A 518-nucleotide genomic window follows, 5' to 3' on the forward strand; every position below is an offset into this window, starting at 1 on the left:
CCAGTAGTTATACCTATTTGGGCTAATGAGGATATCCTTCCATCACCTAATCCCTTTACCTGGTCAGATATCAACATACGCATGTCCGTTAAAATACCTGATAGCATATGATCTCCACGAAGCAAACCACTCTTCGCTTTTTCTTCCCACATCTCAATTTCTTTGTCATCCATTGCTCTTCTTTGTTCATTTGTTAATGGCGGAAAATCTCTGTAACGTCTTTCCATAAGTTTCTCATTTACAAACCCTAAAAGTTCATTGTATTTATCTACAAACCCTTTAATTTTATCGAAGATGGCATCAGTATCTGATACAGAAGAAACGGTTACAGCATTATCTGTAACAGCTTTAATGGTATATTCCACTCCACTAATTGTAAAAACGTTAGCTTTACGTTCAGTCTCTAAGCCATTAAGTACAAATTTAGCATTTTTACCATTGCTATAGTTAACTGGTTCATCTCCATTGTTTACTTCATATAAATTAAGTACTTCATGTAAAAAATCAGAATCATCCAC

Annotated in this window: 1 protein-coding gene; it reads right to left on the reverse strand. The window is 34.7% G+C overall.

The window, feature by feature from the left end; genetic code table 11:
• Positions 1-518 (reverse strand): flagellar filament capping protein FliD (fliD, locus tag BHF68_RS08580; RefSeq protein WP_176719906.1); only part of this gene is annotated, 518 nt, incomplete at both ends.

The organism is Desulfuribacillus alkaliarsenatis, assembly GCF_001730225.1.
Lineage (GTDB): Bacteria > Bacillota > Bacilli > Desulfuribacillales > Desulfuribacillaceae > Desulfuribacillus > Desulfuribacillus alkaliarsenatis.